The 22,644-nt window shown below is 31.9% G+C and carries 25 protein-coding genes; 14 read left to right on the forward strand and 11 right to left on the reverse strand.

The features are described from left to right. The 7 genes from ABZP37_RS06310 (at position 1) to ABZP37_RS06340 (ending at position 4,193) form a co-directional block, all read left to right on the forward strand. Positions 1–588: a cytochrome c oxidase subunit 3 gene (locus ABZP37_RS06310; protein WP_366186564.1), complete on the forward strand. Its 588-nt coding sequence runs from the start codon at positions 1–3 to the stop codon at positions 586–588. Positions 589–630: 42 nt separating this feature from the next. Beyond that, entirely contained in the window at positions 631–1,614 is a 984-nt protein-coding gene (locus ABZP37_RS06315) for a cytochrome c oxidase subunit 3 (RefSeq protein ID WP_366186566.1), read from the forward strand. 18 nt (positions 1,615–1,632) lie between these two features. Then, the gene (locus ABZP37_RS06320; protein ID WP_366186568.1) at positions 1,633–1,983 is read left to right on the forward strand and encodes a cytochrome C oxidase subunit IV family protein; all 351 of its coding nucleotides are present in this window, start codon (positions 1,633–1,635) and stop codon (positions 1,981–1,983) included. Between the two features lie 85 nt (positions 1,984–2,068). Continuing rightward, positions 2,069–2,716, forward strand: coding sequence for a hypothetical protein (locus tag ABZP37_RS06325; RefSeq protein WP_366186570.1), 648 nt, complete (start codon positions 2,069–2,071; stop codon positions 2,714–2,716). Positions 2,717–2,720: 4 nt separating this feature from the next. Next, positions 2,721–3,407, forward strand: a complete 687-nt coding sequence (locus tag ABZP37_RS06330; protein ID WP_366186572.1) for an SCO family protein — start codon at positions 2,721–2,723, stop codon at positions 3,405–3,407. Between the two features lie 8 nt (positions 3,408–3,415). After that, positions 3,416–3,955, forward strand: coding sequence for a DUF420 domain-containing protein (locus ABZP37_RS06335; protein ID WP_366186574.1), 540 nt, complete (start codon positions 3,416–3,418; stop codon positions 3,953–3,955). After that, positions 3,948–4,193, forward strand: coding sequence for a hypothetical protein (locus ABZP37_RS06340; RefSeq protein WP_366186575.1), 246 nt, complete (start codon positions 3,948–3,950; stop codon positions 4,191–4,193). Before ABZP37_RS06335 ends, ABZP37_RS06340 begins: the two co-directional genes overlap by 8 nt. Before the next feature lie 4 nt (positions 4,194–4,197). Here the strand turns inward: ABZP37_RS06340 and ABZP37_RS06345 are convergent, their stop codons facing one another. Next, positions 4,198–5,595, reverse strand: a complete 1,398-nt coding sequence (locus ABZP37_RS06345; protein WP_366186577.1) for a DUF4403 family protein — start codon at positions 5,593–5,595, stop codon at positions 4,198–4,200. A gap of 718 nt (positions 5,596–6,313) precedes the next feature. Here ABZP37_RS06345 and ABZP37_RS06350 point away from each other — a divergent pair. Genes ABZP37_RS06350 through tsaB form a run of 3 tightly spaced genes read left to right on the forward strand, consistent with a single transcriptional unit; the run spans position 6,314 to position 9,684 of the window. Then, on the forward strand, positions 6,314–7,687 hold the full coding sequence (locus ABZP37_RS06350) for a TolC family protein (RefSeq protein WP_366186579.1): 1,374 nt from the start codon (positions 6,314–6,316) through the stop codon (positions 7,685–7,687). 2 nt (positions 7,688–7,689) lie between these two features. Then, the gene (locus ABZP37_RS06355) at positions 7,690–8,979 is read left to right on the forward strand and encodes an efflux RND transporter periplasmic adaptor subunit (protein WP_366186580.1); all 1,290 of its coding nucleotides are present in this window, start codon (positions 7,690–7,692) and stop codon (positions 8,977–8,979) included. A 36-nt stretch (positions 8,980–9,015) separates the two neighbouring features. Next, entirely contained in the window at positions 9,016–9,684 is a 669-nt protein-coding gene (gene tsaB, locus ABZP37_RS06360; protein ID WP_366186581.1) for a tRNA (adenosine(37)-N6)-threonylcarbamoyltransferase complex dimerization subunit type 1 TsaB, read from the forward strand. A gap of 10 nt (positions 9,685–9,694) precedes the next feature. Here the strand turns inward: tsaB and ABZP37_RS06365 are convergent, their stop codons facing one another. Together ABZP37_RS06365 and ABZP37_RS06370 are read right to left on the reverse strand one after the other, a co-directional pair. Further along, complete coding sequence (locus ABZP37_RS06365; protein ID WP_366186582.1) at positions 9,695–10,519, reverse strand: mechanosensitive ion channel domain-containing protein; 825 nt, start codon at positions 10,517–10,519, stop codon at positions 9,695–9,697. A 104-nt stretch (positions 10,520–10,623) separates the two neighbouring features. Continuing rightward, complete coding sequence (locus ABZP37_RS06370) at positions 10,624–11,514, reverse strand: NifU family protein (protein ID WP_366186583.1); 891 nt, start codon at positions 11,512–11,514, stop codon at positions 10,624–10,626. Positions 11,515–11,664: 150 nt separating this feature from the next. On the opposite strand from ABZP37_RS06370, the gene ABZP37_RS06375 reads away from it, so the two are divergent. Then, the gene (locus ABZP37_RS06375; RefSeq protein WP_366186584.1) at positions 11,665–12,663 is read left to right on the forward strand and encodes a type IX secretion system membrane protein PorP/SprF; all 999 of its coding nucleotides are present in this window, start codon (positions 11,665–11,667) and stop codon (positions 12,661–12,663) included. Between the two features lie 13 nt (positions 12,664–12,676). Next, entirely contained in the window at positions 12,677–13,192 is a 516-nt protein-coding gene (locus ABZP37_RS06380; protein ID WP_366186585.1) for a gamma carbonic anhydrase family protein, read from the forward strand. Positions 13,193–13,200: 8 nt separating this feature from the next. Here ABZP37_RS06380 and ABZP37_RS06385 read toward each other — a convergent pair whose 3' ends face one another. The 5 genes from ABZP37_RS06385 to ABZP37_RS06405 are packed head-to-tail and all read right to left on the reverse strand — an operon-like array spanning position 13,201 to position 17,224. After that, positions 13,201–13,911, reverse strand: coding sequence for a LytTR family DNA-binding domain-containing protein (locus tag ABZP37_RS06385; protein WP_366186587.1), 711 nt, complete (start codon positions 13,909–13,911; stop codon positions 13,201–13,203). Between the two features lie 43 nt (positions 13,912–13,954). After that, complete coding sequence (locus ABZP37_RS06390; RefSeq protein ID WP_366186589.1) at positions 13,955–15,013, reverse strand: sensor histidine kinase; 1,059 nt, start codon at positions 15,011–15,013, stop codon at positions 13,955–13,957. After that, positions 15,014–15,379, reverse strand: coding sequence for a DUF4907 domain-containing protein (locus tag ABZP37_RS06395; RefSeq protein ID WP_366186591.1), 366 nt, complete (start codon positions 15,377–15,379; stop codon positions 15,014–15,016). It abuts the gene before it with no gap. Further along, positions 15,369–16,361, reverse strand: coding sequence for a kelch repeat-containing protein (locus ABZP37_RS06400; RefSeq protein WP_366186593.1), 993 nt, complete (start codon positions 16,359–16,361; stop codon positions 15,369–15,371). Before ABZP37_RS06400 ends, ABZP37_RS06395 begins: the two co-directional genes overlap by 11 nt. Positions 16,362–16,375: 14 nt before the next feature. Further along, positions 16,376–17,224: a DUF6268 family outer membrane beta-barrel protein gene (locus ABZP37_RS06405; protein ID WP_366186594.1), complete on the reverse strand. Its 849-nt coding sequence runs from the start codon at positions 17,222–17,224 to the stop codon at positions 16,376–16,378. Between the two features lie 265 nt (positions 17,225–17,489). Between ABZP37_RS06405 and ABZP37_RS06410 the strand changes: the two genes are divergently transcribed. Beyond that, on the forward strand, positions 17,490–18,776 hold the full coding sequence (locus tag ABZP37_RS06410; protein ID WP_366187485.1) for a DUF4270 family protein: 1,287 nt from the start codon (positions 17,490–17,492) through the stop codon (positions 18,774–18,776). Then, positions 18,777–20,012, forward strand: coding sequence for an aromatic hydrocarbon degradation protein (locus tag ABZP37_RS06415; protein ID WP_366186596.1), 1,236 nt, complete (start codon positions 18,777–18,779; stop codon positions 20,010–20,012). Between the two features lies 1 nt (position 20,013). On the opposite strand, the gene murI is transcribed toward ABZP37_RS06415, so the two are convergent. The 3 genes from murI to ABZP37_RS06430 form a co-directional block, all read right to left on the reverse strand. Beyond that, a complete protein-coding gene (gene murI, locus ABZP37_RS06420; protein WP_366186598.1) occupies positions 20,014–20,790 on the reverse strand; it encodes a glutamate racemase in 777 nt (258 codons plus the stop codon). A 114-nt stretch (positions 20,791–20,904) separates the two neighbouring features. Beyond that, positions 20,905–21,405, reverse strand: coding sequence for an OmpH family outer membrane protein (locus tag ABZP37_RS06425; RefSeq protein WP_366186600.1), 501 nt, complete (start codon positions 21,403–21,405; stop codon positions 20,905–20,907). A 29-nt stretch (positions 21,406–21,434) separates the two neighbouring features. Then, on the reverse strand, positions 21,435–22,637 hold the full coding sequence (locus ABZP37_RS06430; protein WP_366186602.1) for an OmpH family outer membrane protein: 1,203 nt from the start codon (positions 22,635–22,637) through the stop codon (positions 21,435–21,437). Between the last annotated feature and the right edge of the window lie 7 nt (positions 22,638–22,644).

The raw sequence follows: 22,644 nt of genomic DNA on the forward strand, positions 1-22,644 counted from the left end.
ATGGAGATAACAATGACAAGAGATGAACATCAGTCAAGAACAGCGCGTTCGTACAAGATGATTCTGTTGTTTGCTATTATTAGCATGGTGATGATGTTTGCGGGGCTTACAAGTGCATTTATTGTGAGTAAGTCAAGAGTAGATTGGTTGAAGGATTTTGATTTTCCTTCTGCTTTTTTTGGGAGTACAGTGGTGATCATTGCTTGTAGTCTGACAATTCATTTGGCTAAAAAAGCAATACAGAGAAACAACCGAATAATGACAACTGCATTTTTGTCGGGTACTTTAATGTTAGGTCTATTGTTTGTTGCTTTACAGTTTGTAGGGTTCTCTCAATTGATTGCAATGGGTTATTATCCTACAGGTGCATCTAGCGTAATTACTACAACATTCTTGTATGTTATAGCAGGTGTGCACTTGTTGCATCTTGCTGGCGGTGTAATTTCATTGCTAATTGTAATTTATAATCATTTTAAACAAAAGTACAATTCAACACAAACTCTTGGTATAGAACTAGCTGTGATCTATTGGCATTTTCTAGATTTATTATGGGTGTGTTTATTTGTATTTTTATATTTCTTTAAATAAGAAAAAAACGTAAATTTGGGAACTTTTTAACGAATAACTTTTATGGAAGCGACAGTTACTACTGCAAATAGTCAAGACAAGACATGGGGAGGCGGCGCAAGCGAGCCAATGGGAGCCAGTTATGGTAAATTAATGATGTGGTTTTTTATCGTATCAGATGCCTTAACATTCTCTGGATTTTTAGGAGCCTACGGTTTCTCTAGGTTCAAATTTATTGAAACGTGGCCGTTGGCCGATGAAGTGTTCACTCACTTTCCATTTATGCATGGGGTGTCTGCTCCAATGTATTATGTGGCCTTAATGACTTTTATCTTAATTTTCTCATCTGTAACAATGGTTTTAGCTGTTGATGCAGGTCATCAATTAAAAAAGAGTAAAGTTGCTGTTTACATGTTTTTGACCATTATTGGAGGTCTGATATTCGTTGGCTCTCAAGCTTGGGAATGGAAAAACTTCATCAAAGGTGAATATGGTGCAATTGAAACTCATGGTGGTAGTTTGTTGCAATTTGTAGATAAAGAAGGGAAGCGTGTTGCTTTAGCTGATTTTGCTGCAACCTTGCCAGAAGAAAGAGAGAGACATACTTCAAATAAAGGGGCTTGGTTTGTAAGTGAATCTGATTTGCCTTCTTATTCAGTAGCTGAGGTTCAAGCGGGGTTTAGTGCTCATCCTGATGTTTTAATCAGAACTGAAGTGATTAATAAGGATACGAAGCAAAAAACTATCTTAAGTAGAGAAGAGTCTGTTGCACGTTTAGCACAAGCTAAATATGTTGTAGAAGGAGCTAATCTAATTAGGAATGAATACGGAAGTAAATTATTTGCTGATTTCTTTTTCTTTATAACTGGATTCCACGGATTCCACGTATTCTCTGGAGTTATAATTAATATTATTATTTTCTTCAATGTTCTTATAGGAACTTATGAAAAACGTAAGAGTTATGAAATGGTAGAAAAAGTTGGTTTGTATTGGCACTTTGTTGATTTAGTTTGGGTGTTTGTATTTACAGTTTTCTATCTAGTTTAATTTTTTAAAAATATTATTATGTCACACGCACATGAATCTAATACAGGGAAAATCTGGAAAGTTTTTGGGATTTTATCTTTTGTAACAGTTGTAGAAGTAATTTTAGGGATTGTAAGACCAGATAGTTTGTATTTTACACACTTCTTAGGATTGAGTATTTTAAATTGGATTTTCTATATTCTTACTGTTTTTAAAGCTTATTTCATTGTTTGGTCATTTATGCATATGGAAGGGGAAACTTCTTGGTTGAAAAACGCAGTTGTTATACCTTTAATTTTCTTAGTATTATATTTGCTTTTTATCCTTTTAACAGAAGGTGATTATATTTATGGGGTTTTTAAAGATTCGACTATCAAGTGGAATTTTTAACACTATATTAATTCAAACTAAAGGTATTCGTTTTTCGGATACCTTTTTTTTTGCTTACTTTTGTGTTTTTAAAAATCATACTTCAATGAAAAAAAACATAGTTCTTTTTATACTTTTTATTCTGCCCATTGTTGCTTACCTTTTTTTTGCATCCGGTGTTAATGGCTTTACCAAATTAGATGTAATTACTCCCAAGGTGTCTGATTTTGGTCAATGGCAGTCTTTAAATGGAGAAGAAGTTAAGCTTGAAAATAAAATAACTATTTTGGGTTTTGGTGGGGTTGAGGTTTTAAAAAATCGAGGAAATCTTTTTAATCTGAATGAAAAAATTTACCAACGCTATCATACGTTCGAAGATTTGCAATTTGTAATGGTTTGTCCCCTTGGTACTGAAGAGGATATAAAAAAAATTATGGATGCCTTAGATGAATTTACAGATGTTTCACATTGGCATTTCTTATTTACTTCTCCTGAAATAATTAATGAATATTATAGTCAATTACATTTAAAAGGGCATTTAGATAAATATTCGGGAACTCCAAATGTCTATATTGTTGATAAAGCAAGAAACGTAAGAGGTCGAAAAAATACAGATGAATATAAAGAGGGGTATAGTACTTTTCATCCTGCCGATTTGAGTAATGAGATGTCAGATGATTTTAAAGTGATACTTTATGAATATCGTGCTGCTCTTAAGAAAAATAATAATGCTTCTAAGCAACTTATAAAATAGTATTATGTTTAAAAATAAATCCTATATAGGAATCTCGTTTATTGTTTTGATTTTCGGAATATATGCTGTTCCTAAAATCGTTGACCGTCTTCAATCTGGTGACGTGGTTAAAGCGGATCGATTAGATAAAGTTTCTTCAAAATCTAATTCAGATAATAAATTAGTTGAAATAGGTCCTGCGCCAAAATTTGAATTAATAAATCAAAATAATATTAAGATTAGTAATGAGGACTATAGAGGGAAGGTTTATGTTTTAGAGTTTTTCTTTACTACTTGCCCGTCTATTTGTCCGAAGATGAATCAAAGCATGTTGGTTCTTGAGAAAAAGTTTTTTGGTAATCCTAATTTCGGTATCGCTTCTATTACTATTGATCCAGTTCACGATACTGAAGAAGTGTTGAAAAATCATGCAGAGTTGCTTGGTGTTAAATCTTCTAATTGGCATTTTTTAACCGGAGATAAAAATGTTATTTTGAGTTTAGCAAATAAAGGTTTTAATTTATATGCTGCTGAAAATGATAATGTAGTAGGAGGTTTTGAACATTCTGGTCTTTTTGCTTTAATTGATAAAAACGGGAATATTCGTTGTCGTAAAGATGAATTTGGAAATCCTATTTTGTATTATGATGGACTGGACAAAAATGGAGTTAGAGATCTGCAACAAGATATTAGTATGTTATTACAAGAATAAAAAGTAAAATGGAAAATCAAGATTTAGAACAAAAATATAATAAGTGGATTGTTTTACTTTCAATAACAATTCCATTAGTGGTTGCGTTGTTATTTGGCGTTAATTTGAGGCAGTTAGGTTTTGATGTTAAACCACTTTCCTTTTTACCACCAATATACGCGACAATAAACGGAATTACTGCTGTTGCTTTGATAGTGGCTGTAATGGCAATTAAAAATGGAAAGGTGAAGTTGCATGAAAATTTGATGAAAACAGCTATAGCTTGCTCTATTGCTTTTTTAGTGATGTATGTAGCTTATCATATGACTTCCGATTCTACTAAATTTGGTGGGCAGGGAATTATTAAATATGTTTATTATTTTATTTTAATTACTCATATTATTTTATCCATAATAATTATCCCTTTGGTTTTGATAACTTATGTTAGAGCCTTAGCAAAAGTTTTTGATAAACATAAAAAGATTGCTAAAGTTACTTTTCCTATTTGGTTGTATGTTGCCGTAACCGGTGTTGTTGTTTATCTTATGATTTCTCCATATTATGCGTAGTTTGTTTTTATTTAAAAAGGGAAGGCTTAAGTCTGTTTTCTTATTTCTTGTTTCTATTTTGTTTTCTCTTTCTGCCAATGCCCAATGTGCTATGTGTAGAGCTTCATTAGGTGGAGATGCCAATAAAATTCAAGCCGAGGCTGTTAACGATGGTATTGTTTACTTGATGGTTATCCCTTATTTGTTAGTAGCGGGAATAGGATTTGCTATTTATAAAATGCGAAAAAATAAAAAATAAGTTTTTATTTCAGTCCATTGATATTAATATCAATTGTTCCGTTTATTTTTAAATTGGCTAAAATAGCATTGTTGGTTAATTGGATTTTTTGAAATTCAATATCTTCCATTTTGCCATTTATATAAACCCCCGTCATTGGTGAATAGTTATTAAGGTAATTCCAAATAGTTTTTTTGCCTTCGTCTAAATTTGGTTTTATAGAGTATCTACAGCTTTCTTGTATTTTCTTTAAAATGATTCCTTGTGCAAGCCAGTTAGCTGTTCTCATTAATCTGCTTTTCGTGTCTAAAACGTAGTTTAAATCGTCAAAATAGATTTCTTTTTTGATTTCGTTGTATTTTGGGAACCCTACTAAGTATATTGTTCCATTTACAGACCCTAATACTTCCAAAGCGATTACCATTTTGCCGTCTTTATGCCATAAGTTTACATTTTGGACCTTTATCTTTTTATTTCCTGTTCCAAATTCTTGTCCCTGAAAATTTTTGGTCATTATTTTTGAAGCATCATTATAACTGGATACTGCAATGATATTAGTTGTAATTTGATTTGGTATCTTGGAAACAGTTTTTAAAATTATTTTAGAGGAATCAAAAATGGATTCAGGCTTTCGACCGATAAGGGTTTCCATGGTGCATTTTAGCCCCATTTCCACTTGTACAGATTCTTTTTTAAATTTTAAGTCACTGGCGTAGATTTCAACGGGATTTAATCTTAGCCAACTTTCATAGGATTCGTTGACTTGAAAAGGATTGCTAATTTTTTCTAAGGCAGTTAATACATTGGGTTTGAAATCCATAGACTTTTCAATGGCTTCATCTATTTTAGTTTCAATTTTAGCTTTAAATAATTTTAAAGCAGGATTGATGAGATAAGTTATTGGAACGTTTCTTCCCATGATAATCATCGTAGGTGTTTCATTCCAGTCTAATGATTTTAACTCCGTTTTTGTTTTTAACTTCCAGTTGTATAAAGAGCAATTACTTGTTAAGGTGATTAGTCCATTTAAATTAAATTCTCGAATATCATACATTTCAATACCCATTTGTTTGGTTCCAATTCGGTATTTTACTTGCGCTTTTAAAGGTAAAACAGTAATTATTTTATTGTTTTCATTGCGGATTTTTATAGGAGCTAGTTTCCATATTTTAATTTCCAAATCATCATCTTCTATGGCATTGTCTTCATAGATTAATCCGTTTAAATAAGAATTTGTTTTATTTTCAATGTCTTGTATTTTAATAGTTATTGGTAAATTAATAAACGAAGGAGTAGTTTCGTAGATTACAGGTATTGCATTATCAGGGTCTGGTTTTAATGTGTTTAATTGTTGTAAACTCCCGCAGGAGTTGAAAGTTATTGTGATTAATAATAATATAGGGACACTAAGGATCTTTGTCATTTTATAAGTTTTAAAAGGAGTAAAAATACTTAAATATAATGTTATAATTGTTTGTTGTTTTTTAGAAAGGATTAATTTTTTTTAGATTACTAGTGTTGGCAAATTAAATTTCAAAATCCTGTATATTCTTATAGTTTCATCTTGAATCTTCTCTTTTGTTTTTTGTAACAATAACTTATTTTTTTGTTGTTTAAATGTTTTTACAGATGAATTTTTCTAATAAAATTTTTTTTAATGTCATTTGGTCGATTATTATTGTTTTTCATCGATTATAGTGTAATTCTTTCAAATGCATCGTTTGTGATTGATTAAATGAATCCTAATCTTTGTAGAATGTTTTTGAACAAAAAATGTTGCTTAAATATAATAAATGAATAACTTGTAAAGTATATAAGGTTGTTAGTCATTGTGTTGGTTTTGTTTTGAGTCTTTAATAATTTTAAAATATTTTAAAAACCATTTTGAATTAGTAAGCTTTAAATGTCTCAAACTTTATATAAGGAGTAGGATGTTTTTATTGGTTTTAACTTCCGTTTAGTTTGCTAGGCGGAAGTTTTTTTTGAATACTACTTTGCTGTTTCTGGATTCTTCAATTTGGTTGTAGCGTGTGATTGTTTTTAGCTTTTTATCAAATTGATTAATGGCCTTAATGGTTATTTACTTGCCTTAAAATTGCTACATTTGTATGATAACGTTAGATAGTTCTGTTTAAAAAATCATGAGAAAACTAATTGGGATTACTTCAGGTCTGTTTTTTATTTGTAGCACTGCCTTAAATGCGCAATCTAAGAAATGGTCTTTGGACGATTGTGTGAAGTATGCAATGGATAATAATATTTCCATACAATTAACCGAATTTGAGTCCAAAACTGCAACGATTAATGCCAAAGAAGCTTTTGGTAGTTTTCTGCCTTCTGTAAATGCTACTGGTTCTCACTCTTGGAATATAGGGTTAAATCAAGATATTACAACAGGGCTTTTGCAAAATAAAACCACTCAATTTAGTTCGGCTAGTGCTTCCGTTGGAATTGATATATATAAAGGATTGCAAAATCAAAATACTAGAAGAAGAGCTAATCTCTCGATTGTATCGGCTCAATATCAGTTACTAAAAATGAAAGAAGATATTTCGTTGAATGTAGCCAACGCTTATTTACAAGTACTTTTTAATGTTGAAAGTTTAAAGATTCAAAAGGAACAATTAAATATTGATGAGAAACAGTATCGTCGAACTGAAGATTTAGTAAAAGCAGGTACGATTCCCCGTGGTGATTTATTAGATAGTAAGGCGACCGTAGCTTTAGATAATCAAAAGCTTGTTAATGCGTCCAATTTGTTGTTGATTTCCAAATTAAGTTTAACACAATTGTTGCAATTAAAAGATTTTAAAAACTTTGATATAGTTGAAGAAAACGAATTTACTGTTCGATCCAGTATTTTGATGGAAACCCCTGAATCTATTTTAGATGTTGCAAAGGAAAAAATGACTGATATAAAAATTGCTCAAACTAATTTAGCTATTGCAGAGAAGAATGTTGCAATAGCGAAAGGGGCATTACAGCCTGTTTTAAAAGGTTTTTATAATTTCAACACTCGAATTTCTTATGCAGACATTGCGCTTAGAGATACAAATGGTTCTGTAATTGGAGTACAATCTGCGCCTCCATTTTTTGATCAGTTTAGTGATAATAAAGGACAGTCATTTGGTGCACAACTTAATGTTCCGGTTTTTAATGGTTTTTCAGTACGAAACTCTATTGAGCGTTCTAAAGTGGATTTTGAAAAATCTAAAATAGCATTGGAACAACAAAATCTAGATTTAGAACGTAATGTTTATACCGCATTTACAGATGCGAATGGAGCTTTGAAATCCTATGAGTCGGCTTTGGAATCATTGGAAGCTAGGCAAGAATCATTTCGTTATGCAAATGAGAAATTTGAAGTAGGTTTAATGAATTCTTTCGATTTAAGTCAATCTCAAACGTTTTTGTCTAATGCGCAGTCAGAAGTGTTGCGAACCAAATACGATTATATTTTTAAAATTAAAATATTGGAGTTCTATTTTGGAATTCCAATTGTCAAATACCAGTAATCATGTCAAAGAAAAGATTGTATTATATAATTGCCATTACTGTAGCTGTAATAGGTATTTTAATATTACTCGTAAAAAAAGGAGTGATAGGAAATCGTAACGACGGTAAAGAAGTCGAAATTGCTACAGTATTGACTAGAACTATTGTCGAGACTGTTTCAGCAACGGGTAAAATTCAACCTGAAATTGAGGTGAAAATTGCCTCTATGGTTTCTGGTGAAATCACTGCACTTCCTATAAAAGAAGGTCAATTAGTCAAAAAAGGAGATTTGTTGGTAAAAATTAATCCTGATTTATATACTTCGAGTTTGGACAGAACGAAGGCGGGTTTGTCTAGCTCTAAGTCAAATTTGGCACAAGCTGAAGCGCAGTATAAAGAGTCTAAATTGAACTACGATAGAAATAAAATTTTATTTGATAAAGGAATTATATCTAAGGCAGATTGGGATAAATCTGTAGCTACTTTTGAAGTGACCAAAGCAAGTAAACAAGCAGCTTTTTTTAATGTTCAAAGCGCATTAGCATCTGTTAATGAAGCGCATGATAATTTAGGGCGTACGTTGATTTACGCTCCAGCTGACGGAACCATTTCGATGTTAAATGTAGAGTTAGGTGAAAGGGTTTTAGGTACTCAACAAATGGCTGGTACTGAGATTTTACGGGTAGCTAATTTGAATAATATGGAAGTAGAGGTGGATGTCAATGAAAACGATATTGTTAAAATCAAAGAAGGTGATAGTGCTACTATTGAAGTCGATGCTTATTTGAAAAAACAATTTAAAGGTGTTGTAACGAGTATTTCAAATTCGGCCAGTAATAATTTAACGGCAGATCAGGTTACCAACTTCAAAGTTAAAGTGCGGATTTTAAAAGAATCCTATCAGTATTTATTAGTGGATAGGCCTAGTGCTTATTCTCCTTTTAGGCCTGGTATGACGGCAACGGTAGATATAATTACCAAAACAAAAGTAAATGTGCTAAATGTCCCTATTAGTTCTATTGTTGTAAAATCAGATACGAGCTCAACCAAAGAAGTTAAAGAAGAAGCAGTTTTAGAGACCAATGAGAAAGTTGTGAAAAAAGATAAAAAACTAGAATGTGTTTTTGTGAAAATTGGAGAAAAGGCAAAGATAAAAATTGTAAAAACTGGAATTCAAGACGATACTAATATTGAAATTATAAGTGGTCTTAAAAAAGGAGATGTAGTTATTACGGGACCTTATAACACGGTTTCTAAAGAATTGAATTCAGGTGATAAAATAGTTTTGAAGAAGGATAAAGAGGGGAAATAGGGTTATATTTGCATCTTAAACCCATTTTAATAACACATGAGTTATATTTTAAATATTGAAACGGCTACCAGAAACTGTTCAGTAGCGATTGCTAAAGAAGGAAAAACAATTGTTTGTCTTGAAATTGCTGAAGAAGGCTATTCTCATGCTGAAAAATTACATGTGTTTATTGAACAAGCTTTAAAAGAATCTGGAGTTTCCTATCAAGAATTGACAGCAGTTGCTGTAAGTCAAGGTCCTGGTTCTTATACAGGATTGCGTATTGGTGTTTCGGCGGCTAAAGGTTTGTGTTATGCTTTGAATATTCCTTTAATTGCTGTAGATACATTGAAATCACTAGCTTCTCAAGTTACTGTTGCTAGCGGATTTATTGTCCCAATGCTTGATGCGAGAAGGATGGAGGTTTATAGTGCCATATTTTCTTCTGATTTAAATGTTGAAAGAGAGACCCAGGCCGAAATTATAACGGAAGATTCTTTCTCTGTAATCCAAGAACCAATTTATTTTGTTGGTGACTGTGCTAATAAATGCAAAATAGTCTTGAATAAGCCTAGTTTTATTTTTTTGGAAGAAATTATTTTTCCATCGGCTAAAGACATGAGCGCGTTGAGTTATGAGCAATATAAAAATAAAGCCACAGTAGATGTGGCTTATTTTGAACCTTTCTACCTGAAAGATTTTATGGTTACAACTTCAAAAAAATAATTGTAATAATTTAATTAGCAGCAGATTTTTCTTTTACAAAGGGTTGGATAATAATGCCAGCTTTGTCAAAAGCATTTTTACAATTCTCTAAAGTCTCCGTGAATACACTTCCATAATCTTCCTTATTTGCCCATGGTCTTACAGCAAGTTCTATGGCGCTATCTGTTAGGTTTTTTACAAAGACATCTGGTTTTGGTTCTTGAAGTACTTTTGGATTGTTGTTTAATATGTCAAGAATGATGTCTTTTGCTTGCTTAATATCTGAATCGTAAGAGACAGAGAAAGTTAAATCAGCCCTACGAGTACCTTTGATAGAATAATTGGTAATAATGCCATTAGATAAAATTCCATTCGGAATGAAAACCACCTGATTGTTTGCAGTAGTTAATTTGGTAACAAAAATTTGAATTTCACTTACAGTTGCTATCATGCCTTGAGCTTCAATCAAATCACCGTCTTTAAAAGGTTTGAAAATAATAATCAACATTCCGCCTGCAAAATTAGATAAGGAACCTTGTAGCGCTAGACCAACAGCCAATCCCATTGCACCTAGAATGGCGACAAATGAAGATGTTTCGATTCCGAGTTTAGAAATGAAGGTTACAAATAATAATACTCGTAATGCCCACAGTAAGATGTCTCCAAGAAATTGTGATAATGTTACTTCTAGTTTTCTTTTGATCATTATTTTTCTAACCAATCTATTGATGATTCTAATGGCATAAAGGCCAATAAAAAGAATAATAAATGCAGAAATTAATTTGGGTGAATACTCAATTATTTCTTGGATTAAATTGTTGCCATAACTGGCTATGTAATTAGGGTCTAAATTCATAATGGATTTAATAAAAAACCTTCTGCTAGAGAAGGTTTTGAGTTTGTACTAAATGTGATAATTAACTTTTGTACGCTATTTGCGATAGTTTAAAAGTGTGAGTTTTAAACTGCTTCTACACTTATTTTTTCGTCGTTTAACATGCTTCTTAGCATGTTTTCGATTCCGCTTTTTAGTGTAAATGTTGACGATGGGCAACCATTACAAGCTCCTTGCATAATTACTTTTACGGTACCAGTTGTTTCGTCATAGGAGTCAAAAGCAATGTTTCCTCCATCTGCCTGAACTGCAGGTTTTACAAATTCTTCAAGAATGTTGATGATTTTTTGAGAAGTCTCATCTAAGGAATCAAAGTTTGCTTCTTTAGTCGCTTCGTTTTTTACTTCATTAGGAATGAAATTTTCATCAAAGACAATTCCTCCATTCTCAATGTAATGTTTGATGAATGTTCTTAGTTCCAAAGTGATTTCTTCCCAACTGTTCAGTTCATATTTTGTAACTGAGATATAATTCTCATCAATAAAAACTTCTTTTACAAAAGGAAATTTAAACAATTCTTTTGCTAATGGTGAAGCAGCTGTTTCGTCAATGTTTTTGAACTCAACTGCATTTTTAGTCAGCATTTTGCTAACTACGAATTTCAGCGCTGCAGGGTTTGGAGTGGTTTCACCGTAAACAGTAACGGGTTGTTTTTTTGTTTTGTTTTCCAAATTGATGATGCTGCCTCCATTGCTTACAAAGAGTTCGATTTGTTCTGCAACATCTTCTTTAACATCATTCCAATCCACAATACTGAATTTTTCAATAGCAACAAAATTGCCTGAAATATAAACTGTTTTTACAAATGGGAGGTAGAATAATTGTTGCGCCAGAGGAGAAGCTTTAGCCTCATCAATATTTTTGAATTCAAAACTCTCATTTTTAGTGATAAAATCTTCAAATTCAAACTTTAATATAGTTGGGTTTTGTGTTTCTTTGATTAAAACTTTTGTCATGATTTTTTAAATTTTTACAAATTTACTAAAGTTATTTTCTATGATTAACTATATTTGGTATATTAATGGATAAATTAACTTTATTTTAAATGTTAGGCAGTTTTTTTGTTTGTTTTAAGTAATTTTAAATAGTCATTTTAAATATTTTCAATGTTCTCAAAATTTAAATTAGTCATAGTTTTATTTCTTTTCACGAGTTTTTCTTTCGCTCAAGAAGGGATAGCTGTATATTCGGATTATTTATCTGATAATTATTATTTGATCCACCCTTCTATGGCAGGAGCTGCGAATTGCGCTAAAGTAAGATTAACGGCACGTAAGCAGTGGTTTGATCAATCTGATGCTCCTTCATTACAAACATTAAGTTTTAATGGAAGAATTAGTGAGAAAGCGGGCGCTGGAATTATTCTATTTAATGATAAAAATGGATACCATTCTCAAAAAGGTGTCAAACTTAGTTATGCTTACCATTTGATGTTTTCGAGAGATGAAGTTGATTTGAATCAATTGTCTTTCGGTATTAGTGCCGGTTTAATTCAAAGTCAATTAGATGAAACTCAGTTTAGACAATCCGGTAACTTTGATCCCTTGATAAATGGTACCGTTATTCAAAAAGACTCTTATCCTAATTTTGACATTGGTATGTCATATAATTTCTTAGATTTTTATGCTCATGCGACTGTAAAAAACCTAATGGAAACAAGGAGAGATATTTATTCTGAATTTGAAAGTGATAATTTGAGAAAGTACCTTTTAAGTGCGGGATATGTTTTTGGGAATGAGGATGGGATATTATGGGAACCTTCCGTACTACTACAATCAGTAAGCAGGACACAAGAGCGTTCATTTGATTTAAACATCAAAGCATATAAGGCGATGGACTTTGGGACGGTATGGGGCGGCTTATCTTACCGTAGAAGTATCGATGGTGCAAATTACTCCAACGGAACAGGTACGTCTACACAACATCTTCAATACATTACTCCAATTGTTGGTGTGAATTATAATAATTTCATGTTTGCATATACTTATTCACACCTTTCAGGGGCAGTTAAATTTGATAATGGTGGTTATCACCAAATCACCTTAGGTCTTAACTTATTTTGCAAAAGAGCTAAGTACGAATGTAAGTGTCCTGCTATTAACTAATTATTTTTTTATCATGTTGATTAAGTCTGTTAACGGAGTTTCTCCGCAAATTCCCGATGATTGTTATGTGGCTGAAAATGCAACGATAGTAGGAGATGTTAGTTTTGGGGATTCTTGTAGCGTATGGTTCAATGCGGTTATTCGCGGTGATGTGAATTTTATAAAAATAGGGAATAAAGTAAACATTCAAGACGGAGCAGTGATTCATTGTACTTACCAAAAACACCCAACAATTATTGGTGATAATGTTTCAATTGGTCATAATGCCATTGTTCACGGTTGTACGATTCACGACAATGTTTTGATCGGAATGGGGGCAATTGTAATGGATAATTGTATTGTAGAAAGTCATTCTATAATAGGCGCAGGAGCTGTGTTAACTCAAAATACAGTAGTTACTGCTGGTTCTATTTGGGCGGGTGTTCCTGCTAAAAAAGTAAAAGAAATTAGTCAGTCAGATTTTGCTGGTGAAATTGAGCGCATTGCTAATAATTATGTGCTGTATTCTAGTTGGTTTAAAGAAGAGTAATCTTTTATTTAGATGTTTATTTTTTCAAAGAAAGCTGTTTTGTAACTTTCGCTAATTGGAATCCTTTTTTCGTCAATAATCACCTTGTTCTTTTGTATTGATTTTACATGTTTGATATTAATGATGTAAGATCGATGAATTCTTGCAAAACCTTTAGTAGCTAGAGTTTGTTCCAATTTAATGAGGCTAATTAATGTAAGGATGTACTTGTGATCTGTGGTGTGTATTTTTACATAATCTTTCAATCCTTCGATATATAAAATATCAGAATAATTTAATTTTATATTCTCATAATCAGCTTTTACAAACATAAAATCTTGCTCTAATTCAGATGAGACAACGGTATTGATGTTTGTTGTAATGGCTGGTTTGTAGAGTTGTTGTGCTCTTGCAACAGCTTTTAAAAAGCGATTGAATGGGATTGGCTTAACCAAATAGTCCACTGCGCCTAAATTAAAACCTTCTACGGCATAATTTTCATAAGCAGTAGTGAAAATGATTAAAGGTTTTTTATCAATTGCATTTAAAAAGTCAATTCCAGAAAAATGAGGCATTTCAATATCTAAAAAAATTAAGTCCACACTTGTTTGATTTATTACTGATATGGCATCAATAGCATTGTTGAAAGTGGTAACCAATTCAAGTGAGTCAACACGACTAACAAATTCCTTTATTAAATCAACCGCTAGTGGCTCGTCATCAATAATTACACATTTCATATTTTTGAATTTTTTGTTAATAGTGTCAATACAAGGAAACAGTTTAAGTATTTGCTTTTTTGACTTGATCTAGATTTAATTTCAGATGAACACTATAGTTTTTATTTTGCTCTAGGATTGTTAATTGATGCGAATTTGGATAAAGTAAATTGAGTCTGCTTTCAATATTATTCATTCCTATTCCAGAATTGTCTGGGTCTTTGTTGAATTCTTGAATCTTGTTTTCAATCCAAAAATCGAGATTGTCATCTTCAATAGTGATTTTTATCTTCACATAAGCAACCCCTTTATAATTGGTTCCGTATTTAAAAGCATTCTCAACAAAAGCAATTAATAACAAAGGTTCTATTTGTTTGTCTTTCGTGTTTCCATGAATATTAATATAGATGTTTTCAATATTATTCAGTCTTAATTTTTGTAATTCTATGTAGTTTTTGATATAATTTATTTCTTTTTCTAAAAATACAGTTTGATTATCAGTTTCATAAAGCATATAACGCATCATTTCAGATAAGGTGACGATAGCGTCAGGAACTTTATCTGATTTTTGATATGCCAATGAATAAATACTATTTAAGGCATTAAATAAAAAATGGGGATTGGTTTGTTTTCTTAAATAATTTAGCTCTGTCGCCGTTCGAGTCGATTCTGCAATCAATTTGTTTTGTTGATTGGTATAATATTCAGAAAGAGTCTTTATAACCGTGCTTCCTGCGGTAATAAAAAGATAAAATAAAATAGGCAAGAATTTCATAAAAAAATGAGGCCTTCTTTTTGGGGTAAAATTTTCTATTGGATGATCTTCAAGATGTATTTCATGAGGGAAGAACGCAAGGCGAATCATCAGAAATAAAACGATAATTGCAAAGAGAATCATCAAATATTCCCATAGTTTTTTTTGTAAAAGAAATCGGGGAACTAGGTAGTAAAAATTGACGTAAAATAAGCTTATTCCTGAAATCCACTGAAAGCAAAAATCACTATTGATATTTGATTTGTTTTCGTAGAACGGAATTAATGCTGCCAGAATAAATAAGCACCAAATAATACTATGGATAAGTATTTTGTTTGAAATAGTATCTTTTATTTGTTCTAGCTTCATTTATATCTTTATCGACAATAAATTTAAGTCATTTTTGGTTACTGTTGGAGATAAATTGTTGTTCAATTTTTGCAAAACAAGCTCTCCAACTTTCATTGCGTCCCTTTTTGATTTGAAACTACTGTTGTTTTCTACCGCTGGTATAATGGTTTGTTTAATGATTATTTTATCATTTTGAGTTATCGTATAGCCCCATCCATTTTCAGTTTTTATGGTGCTAACACTCATTCTGGATTTATAATTGCAGGAAACCAAACATAGGTACATTGCCAAAAAGAAGGCGTATTTTGCTAGTTGTGAATAGCCAAAAGGCTCCTGGTTATTGAACCAGAAGCGCTTTGTGTTTTTATTATTATTAATTGTCATAATCTGATTGTTCCTCTAATGGTTTGAATTCCCAAGCATCATCAAAATAGGAAGAGCCTGATTTTCCAAGTAAAACAAAACCTCTTTGATTGATGGCAAAACCAATTGCATCCGTTCTCGCAGATCCTTCTAGAGAAGTTTTATCGTTCCAAAGGTCAGTTGTAGGGTTGTATTCCCAAATGGTTTTCGAATATTCACCACATGCAATATAGCCCAAACCATTCATAGAAAAACTCACGGCGTTTGATCTTGTGATTAAGTAAGTGTCATGATCGTCTTCGGAATCGTCTAAGCTTCTTTTCTTTGTCCATACTTCTGTACTTGGGTCAAATTCCCAAAAATCGGTTTGATAAGCACCGCTGTTAACCCCAGTTCCTAAGTACGCTTTGTCGTTTATGACAAATACTGTTGCGTTTCTTCTTTTGTTTCCGCCAAAACCACTTACAAGCATCCACGAGTCAGTTGTTGGGCTGTATTGATAGAAATCTTTTAGATAGTTTCCGTCGTATCCTGTACCAAAATATGCTTTGTTGCCAACTTGAAATCCTACAGCAGAATAACGAGCAGTTCCACCAAAATCTGATTTTTTTGTCCAGATATTTGTCATGGGATCGTATTGGTAAAAATCTTTTAATTTATTAGTTCCGTCATAACCTAGGCCAATATATCCCTTGTTGTCTAATTGAAATCCTGATGCTGCGCTTCTAGCTGTTCCAATGAAATTTGCCTTTTGTTCCCAGTAATCACCATCAGAGTTGTATGCCCAAAGATCGTTAAGATATTCGTCACCAGTATAGCCGGTAGTTACAAAGGCAAAACTTCCAATAACAAAACTGGTTGCGCTAGAGCGAGCTGGACCGTCAAAAGAAGATTTTTTTACCCAGTTGCCTAATAATTCTTCATCGTCGTCAGTGCTACAGCTAACAAATGATATACTGATTAGAAGTGCTGTGAAAATTGAAATTTTTTTATAAATATTCATGTTTTTTAGTTGTATTAGAGTTTGTATTTTATGCCGAATGAAAGGATGTATCCCTTGCTGTTATTTAAGTCGTTTAGTAGATTGTTTTTTTGGTCAATTGCTATGAATTTTTTATTAAAATCGTATCCACCTTTTAAATTTAAATACCAATTGGAATCTACATTTCGTTCATATTCTAACTGTGTATTTAAATTTGAAAACTCAACTTTTGAAAGAGTTGTCAATTTGTTTGAAAAAGGTGATTGATCAATGTTATAAGAACTTCCGCTGAATGAGGTTGTATATATAAATTGGTTTCTGGCGTTGTTTGAATATGAAAAACTTGTGCTAGGGAAACCAGCATCAATAGATAATTTTTGGTTTACTTGGTGGTGAAATGTTATAGTTGGTAAAATTTGAGTTTTGCCAAAAATGGTATTTCTTTGAATTCCTAGCTTCAAAAAGTTTTTAGGGTTAAAATGATATTCTATTTCTAATCCTCCTAATAGTATGATGTCTGAAGCTCCGAAATCTTTCTGAAACCCAGCTGCAGGGTTGAAATTGAAATTTAATTTAGTTTTTGATGAAAACTCATGTTCAATTCCAATATTATATGCGATCCTATTAAATGAATTAAGTTGTTCCGCATAATTATAATTGGTCATTTTATAATCAATTGAGATGTTCAGTAATTCTACCGAGTTGATTAATGCAGTTTTAGGATTAATGAGTGTCTTGGCAGATACTTTAATTTTGTTTTCATTTTTATTGAATATACTTGTTGATTGTGTATTTGTATTTGCATCAATATCATAAGTCTGTTGAGCTGATATAAATGAGGTAGCAATCATAAATAATAGGTTTGTAAATGTGTTTTTTGTCATGAACTCTGTTATTGGTTCAAAAATAGATTTATAATTAATTTTAAAAAAAGAAGATATATGAATGGTCCTTTTTCATAGACAAACACCCCTAAATATCAGTTAAAGGTTTTTGTGAAAGTTGTTGTGATGTTGTAGGTTAAATCAAGTTACTGATAGATTAAAAATGTATACTCGTATAACTTATTATGTGTCTTCAATCCCTCTCATTTATATTTGTTGAAAAACATTTATGTATAAGCGGTTTCTAATACTAGTTTTGAGTATTGTGATAGTTTCTTGTGATTCAGATATTGATACAGGTACTTTTGTTGTTGGTTCAGATTATTTAGAAATTAACAACAATGTGATACTAGTGGATACAATGACTGTTGATGTGTCTACAATTCAGTTGGATTCATTGGTGACTTCTAGTAAGTACCGAATAGCGGTGGGGAGTTATGACGATCCTATTTTTGGAAAAGTTCAAGCAAATAGTTATTTTCAGTTGTCAGGAAGTACGTACGCTGTTAATGCCAGTAGTTCAGATACCGAAGGGGGGAATTATGTTTTTGATTCTATAAGGATGGTTATGAAATTAGATAAATATTATTATGGAGATACTACCCAAGTACATTCCTTTAGTATCCATCGACTTCAACAAAAGGTAAAAACTACACTAGAGGATGGTACTTTTCATAATGATTCAAATTTAACGTATGACAGTGAGAGCTTAGGTACCGTTTCTTTCAAACCGAAACCGAATAGTCAAGATTCTGTAAGTGTGGTATTGAGTAATGATTTTGGAAATACACTTTTTCAAAAATTAAAATCCAAAGAGATAACGAATACAGATGAATTTATTGAATATTTTAAGGGTTTTGTGATTAAGGCGTCAGCAACTAATTCTTCCAATGTTATAGGTTTTAATTTGTCAAGCGAACTAAGACTGTATTATTCTAAATATTTATCCCAAAGCGAAAGTTCCCTTTTAGTAACATTTGGTATTTATGACGGAGCAAAACAGTTTAATAATTTTTCTTTAGATAAAAAGGGGACTTTAATAGAGAATTTGCCAAGTTCTACATCCAAATTATCAAGTGTAGTCACAAGTAATAAAGGGTTTGTCCAATCAGGGACGGGTATAGCTTGTCGGGTTGATTTTCCAAATATTAAACAATTAAAACGATTGTATGAAAATGGCGTCATCGTAGATGCTCAATTTACGATTAAGCCTGTTAATGGTACTTATTCTAGCAAATATCCTTTGCCTGATTCTTTACAAGTTTATGTGTGCGACAATTTAAATAGGATAAAAAGGAGTCTTACTTCCTCATCCGGTTCGACCTTGTATGCTGTTTTGAGTAATAAAACAGATGAGTTTAATGAGAATACGGGTTACAAATTATCATTAAGTTCGTTTTTGCAAAGTGAGTTGGTAAAGCTTTCTGATGCCAAATCGTCATTAGTTTTTGTTTTGCCTAGTATAGCTAAAGGGGTTAATAGATTAGTGCTAGCAGATCAGAAAAGTAAAGAGAATAAACTTCAATTAAAAATCTATTATATATCTTATTAGATGAAAATTAAAATAATATTAGTGTCAGTTATGTTGATCATAACTGGTTTTGGTTTTGCGCAAAGTGTTTCTAGTTCTCCTTATTCTTTATTTGGATTAGGTTCTGAGTATGATGCTGATTTTGGCGGACTACCAGGAATAGGCTCTTCGGGTATTGCTTTGCCTTCGAATAAATTTATAAATAATTTAAATCCTGCTTCTTTGGGTTTTATGTATCAGAACCATTTTTTATTCGATGTAGGTGGAAAAGCGATTGTTACTAGCTATCAAGATGCGTCCAATAAAGAAACTCGAAATAATGTTCAGTTTTCTCATCTAGCTTTTGCTTTTCCTATAAGCCAGAAGTCAGCTGTTAGTGTAGCTTTAAAACCATACACTAGTAGTGCTTTTAAAATATCTAATATGTCTTTAGGTATTAAAGATAGTAATGAGAACTATTTGTATAGTGCTACTGGAACTGGAGGTTTAAATGATTTTGATGTTTCTTATGGTTATAGAGTTAGTAATCGTTTTTCATTGGGAGTTAAAGGCTCTGCTCTTTTTGGGAGCTCTTCAGTTGCTGAAAATTATTTGATTCAAAGTACTTTATTATATATAGACAAAACGACAAATTATAGTGGTGTTCGTTTAGAAGCAGGTTCTCAGTTTGTAATTGATTCTACGTTCACAATAGGGACAACGTTTAAATCTCCAACCAAAATTAATGCATCAAAAGTTGAATCCATTAGTTCGGTTACAAGTTCTAGTACCGTTACAGTAGTTTCAGGACTTTCATTGGATGTGAATGATTATGTGATGCCGCTAGAAGTAGGCTTTGGTCTTAGTAAAAAAATTAGGAAAAATTATAATTTTTCTATGGATTATCAAAAAAGCTTTTGGTCTAGTGTTAATCAATCAGCTTCTTATGGTGTGTTTACGAATCAGGATAAGTTAGCACTTGGATTGTCTTTTGATAAAGAAAAAAAAGGGAGATCTTACTTTGATCATATTAAATATTCAACGGGTTTTAATTATGACACGGGTTATCTAGAAGTTGATAGTAAAAAAATTAAAAATGTTGCTTTTTCTGTGGGTGTTTCTTTGCCAATAGATAATACATTTTCAATGTTGAATATCTCTTATTCTTATGGACAAAAAGGGAGTGTAACCAGCGGTTTGATTAAAGAAAATTATCACAAGATATCACTAAACTTAAGTTTAGATGGTCTTTGGTTTGTGAAGAGGAAAATTGAATAAACTAAAAATCTTTTTGAATAACATCGTAAGTAGTACCCAATATTTCTTTTAGAACTGCAGGATTTGTATTCGTATAAAAAACAGGGTTGTTATTTTTTAAAGATGAAACCCCTACTTTATTGTTCAGTAGATTTTGAGTTTGTCTGGCAACAGCTTGTCCAGAATCAATGATATGAATGTGATCTGGAAGTATCTTTTTTATTTGGGGAATAAGATAAGGGTAGTGACTACAACCTAATACCAAGTAGTCAATATCAGCTTGAATCATTGGCTGTAAATAAGAGTTTAGCAGTTCTGTCATCTCTGGGGAGTTAATTTTGCCTCCTTCAATTAGTTGTACTAATCCGTGTCCTACTTGTTCCAGTATTTTGGTCGTTTGAAATTTATCAGCAGTCTTATTAAACAACTCACTAATTAGTGTGCCTTGAGTTGCTAGGATTCCTATTTTTTGCGTTTTAGAATTTAGGGCAGCTGGTTTGATTGCTGGTTCAATACCTATGAATGGTACTTTGTATTTTGCACGCAGTTCTTTTATTGCATTTGTTGTGGCGGTATTACAAGCTACAACAATGAGCTTACAGTCCATTTGGAGTAAAAAATCAGTGTTTTTTATGCACAAAGCAATGATTTCATTTTTAGTCTTTTGACCGTATGGAGCATTTTTGCTATCGGCTAAATAGATAGTTTTTTCGTCAGGTAATAAATGGTAAATTTCTCTCCATATTGAAGTTCCTCCAATTCCAGAATCGAATATGCCTATAGGTTTGTTATTATCCATCAAAACAAAGTTAAGTGCTCTTTCTTGATTTTCCTAAATAGTTTTATTAAAAAAAAAGCGTTCTATTTCAACAGTTGAAATAGAACGCTTTTTATAGTTTTATAAATTTGATTTCTAGAAACCTAAATCTTTTTTTACATCTGCAGTAAGGTTTGGACCATCAGCAAGTAAAAGAGTAGAGCCATCAAGAATGTATTGAAAACCTTTAGCTTTTCCAACTTTTTGGATAGAAGCTCTTACTTTTTCCATTAAAGGTTTTACGATATCTGATTCTTTTTGTTGTAATTCTTTTTGAGCATTGTCTCTAAAGTCAACAATTCTTTTTTGCATGTCTTGTACTTCTTTAGAACGATCTCCATTAACAGCGTCAGTTACGGTAGCTGATTCAGCTTCGTATTTTTTTAATTTTGCTTGGTATTCTTCAACCATTTTTTTATAGTCGGAATCATAAGTACCGCTTAATTTTTCAAGTTGTTTTTGTGCGTCTAACATTGCTGGCATTTTAGCCATGATTTCACTAACATCGACGTGAGCTGATTTAGCTTGTGCATTAATAGTTTGATTTGCTCCTAGAATAAAGATTGCAGCAATTAATAAAGTTTTAATTTGTTTCATCGGTTTAAAAATATTAAGTAATTATTTAGTTATTGTTTTAATTGTATTTCTCTTGCGTTTTTAATTGAATCCCGTACTTGAAGTGCTTTTTCTCTTTTTTCTTCAAGCTCTCTTTTACGTTCTTCTAGTAATTTTTTTCTATCTTCTAATGCTTGTGCTCTTGCATCAAGTGGCTCTCCTTTTTCAATTTCCACTTTTTTGGCGGTAGTGGTACTTACAGGTTTGCTTGTTTCTGTTTTGGTTTCTTCTGTTTTAGTAGAGGCAGAAATCGTGCCAGTTTTTTGAGCTTCTCTTTCTTCAAGCAGTTTGGCTCTTTTTTCTTCGGCTTCTTTTTTTCTGTTTTCGACAGCTTCTTTACGTTCTGCCAGTATTTTAGCTCTAGCGTCAGCTTGTTCTTGTTTTTTAGCTTCTATTTCTGCAGCTACATCTTTTCTATCTATTGTAGTTGATCTTTCAGATGCTTCTGCTGTAGTCCCAGCTTTTTTAGCTTCTCTTTCTTCAATCAGTCGAGCCTTTTTATCTTCAGAGTCTTTTTTCTTTTGTTCAGCAGCAATTTTGCGATCTTCTAATATTTTTTCTCTTTCAGCTTTTCTAGCATCTAAAGCTTTTTGTCTATCAACTAAATTAGGATTCACATCAACAGCATCTTCTTTTTTCTCTTTTTCTATTTCTGCTTGAAGTTGTTTTTTAGATAATTGTTCTCTTTTGTTGGAACGATTTATAATTCGCAACACTAAGTCACTAATGTCATATCTTTTTGCAGCGAATATCATTGTGAAATCAGAAGTTTTGTCAAAAATGAAATCATATTTTTGTTGTTCAGCAACATCTTGTATCGCTGTGAAAACTTGGTCTTGAATTGGTTTAATCAAGTCTGTCTTTTGAGTAGTCAAATTTCCGTTAGGACCAAAACGTTGTTGTTGTAAATTCAATACTTCAGTTTCAAGAAATTTAATCTCCGTTTCTCGTTCATCTATCAAACCTTTCGTAAGTAATGCTTTTTCTGCTTTAAGGGCTTCTTTAAGTTTATTTACTTCATTTTTTTTGATTTCAATTTCTTGTTTCCATTTTTGTGCTTTTTGCTCTAGTTGTGCGTTAGCTTCAATATAGTTAGGAACATTTTGTAAAATATACTCCATATCAATATAACCAATCTTAGTTCCTCTAGTTTGAGAGTAAGCAGTATTGAAATAGACTAAAATTATAACTAAAACTAAAAAATATTTTCTCATAGCTTAA

The sequence above is a fragment of the Flavobacterium ovatum genome (assembly GCF_040703125.1).
Classification (GTDB): Bacteria; Bacteroidota; Bacteroidia; order Flavobacteriales; family Flavobacteriaceae; genus Flavobacterium; species Flavobacterium ovatum.

Excerpts from the sequence above, each read along its gene's own strand:
- ABZP37_RS06310 (WP_366186564.1), top strand. The coding sequence starts at position 1 with ATGGAGATAACAATGACAAGAGATGAACATCAGTCAAGAACAGCGCGT.
- ABZP37_RS06315 (WP_366186566.1), top strand. The coding sequence starts at position 631 with ATGGAAGCGACAGTTACTACTGCAAATAGTCAAGACAAGACATGGGGA.
- ABZP37_RS06320 (WP_366186568.1), top strand. The coding sequence starts at position 1,633 with ATGTCACACGCACATGAATCTAATACAGGGAAAATCTGGAAAGTTTTT.
- ABZP37_RS06325 (WP_366186570.1), top strand. The coding sequence starts at position 2,069 with ATGAAAAAAAACATAGTTCTTTTTATACTTTTTATTCTGCCCATTGTT.
- ABZP37_RS06330 (WP_366186572.1), top strand. The coding sequence starts at position 2,721 with ATGTTTAAAAATAAATCCTATATAGGAATCTCGTTTATTGTTTTGATT.
- ABZP37_RS06335 (WP_366186574.1), top strand. The coding sequence starts at position 3,416 with ATGGAAAATCAAGATTTAGAACAAAAATATAATAAGTGGATTGTTTTA.
- ABZP37_RS06340 (WP_366186575.1), top strand. The coding sequence starts at position 3,948 with ATGCGTAGTTTGTTTTTATTTAAAAAGGGAAGGCTTAAGTCTGTTTTC.
- ABZP37_RS06345 (WP_366186577.1), bottom strand. The coding sequence starts at position 5,595 with ATGACAAAGATCCTTAGTGTCCCTATATTATTATTAATCACAATAACT.
- ABZP37_RS06350 (WP_366186579.1), top strand. The coding sequence starts at position 6,314 with ATGAGAAAACTAATTGGGATTACTTCAGGTCTGTTTTTTATTTGTAGC.
- ABZP37_RS06355 (WP_366186580.1), top strand. The coding sequence starts at position 7,690 with ATGTCAAAGAAAAGATTGTATTATATAATTGCCATTACTGTAGCTGTA.
- tsaB (WP_366186581.1), top strand. The coding sequence starts at position 9,016 with ATGAGTTATATTTTAAATATTGAAACGGCTACCAGAAACTGTTCAGTA.
- ABZP37_RS06365 (WP_366186582.1), bottom strand. The coding sequence starts at position 10,519 with ATGAATTTAGACCCTAATTACATAGCCAGTTATGGCAACAATTTAATC.
- ABZP37_RS06370 (WP_366186583.1), bottom strand. The coding sequence starts at position 11,514 with ATGACAAAAGTTTTAATCAAAGAAACACAAAACCCAACTATATTAAAG.
- ABZP37_RS06375 (WP_366186584.1), top strand. The coding sequence starts at position 11,665 with ATGTTCTCAAAATTTAAATTAGTCATAGTTTTATTTCTTTTCACGAGT.
- ABZP37_RS06380 (WP_366186585.1), top strand. The coding sequence starts at position 12,677 with ATGTTGATTAAGTCTGTTAACGGAGTTTCTCCGCAAATTCCCGATGAT.
- ABZP37_RS06385 (WP_366186587.1), bottom strand. The coding sequence starts at position 13,911 with ATGAAATGTGTAATTATTGATGACGAGCCACTAGCGGTTGATTTAATA.
- ABZP37_RS06390 (WP_366186589.1), bottom strand. The coding sequence starts at position 15,013 with ATGAAGCTAGAACAAATAAAAGATACTATTTCAAACAAAATACTTATC.
- ABZP37_RS06395 (WP_366186591.1), bottom strand. The coding sequence starts at position 15,379 with ATGACAATTAATAATAATAAAAACACAAAGCGCTTCTGGTTCAATAAC.
- ABZP37_RS06400 (WP_366186593.1), bottom strand. The coding sequence starts at position 16,361 with ATGAATATTTATAAAAAAATTTCAATTTTCACAGCACTTCTAATCAGT.
- ABZP37_RS06405 (WP_366186594.1), bottom strand. The coding sequence starts at position 17,224 with ATGACAAAAAACACATTTACAAACCTATTATTTATGATTGCTACCTCA.
- ABZP37_RS06415 (WP_366186596.1), top strand. The coding sequence starts at position 18,777 with ATGAAAATTAAAATAATATTAGTGTCAGTTATGTTGATCATAACTGGT.
- murI (WP_366186598.1), bottom strand. The coding sequence starts at position 20,790 with ATGGATAATAACAAACCTATAGGCATATTCGATTCTGGAATTGGAGGA.
- ABZP37_RS06425 (WP_366186600.1), bottom strand. The coding sequence starts at position 21,405 with ATGAAACAAATTAAAACTTTATTAATTGCTGCAATCTTTATTCTAGGA.
- ABZP37_RS06430 (WP_366186602.1), bottom strand. The coding sequence starts at position 22,637 with ATGAGAAAATATTTTTTAGTTTTAGTTATAATTTTAGTCTATTTCAAT.